This window comes from Paenibacillus sp. 2TAB23 (assembly GCF_052115165.1).
Classification (GTDB): Bacteria; Bacillota; Bacilli; order Paenibacillales; family Paenibacillaceae; genus Pristimantibacillus.
The window spans coordinates 1-364 of record NZ_JBFRGD010000091.1; the positions used below are offsets into that span (position 1 = coordinate 1).

Annotated in this window: 1 protein-coding gene; it reads left to right on the forward strand. The window is 56.6% G+C overall.

Translation table 11 applies throughout. From position 1 onward, the window contains the following. The coding region (locus AB4Z29_RS32435; protein ID WP_441946969.1) for a hypothetical protein at positions 1-364 on the forward strand (364 nt) is incomplete at both ends.

Sequence of the window (364 nt, forward strand, 5' to 3'; positions counted from 1 at the left end):
GAACCAAACTCAGGGTCAGTTGGATGATGCCGTCGCCGATTTGGAAGCGGTAATGGCTACGTTCGAAGCCGCGATTATTCCGGCAGGAGATGCGACGGATTTGGAAAACTTGTTGGTGGATGCAGCCCAGATGCTTGCGAACCATCTCGAAGGCGCAAACGTCGGACAAGCGTCGGCGAACGATCGCAGCGCTCTGCAGGCAGCGATCAACGCCGCGCAAGCGATCGCCGACGATGCGGGGAACCAAACTCAGGGTCAGTTGGATGATGCCGTCGCCGATTTGGAAGCGGTAATGGCTACGTTCGAAGCCGCGATTATTCCGGCAGGAGATGCGACGGATTTGGAAAACTTGTTGGTGGATGCA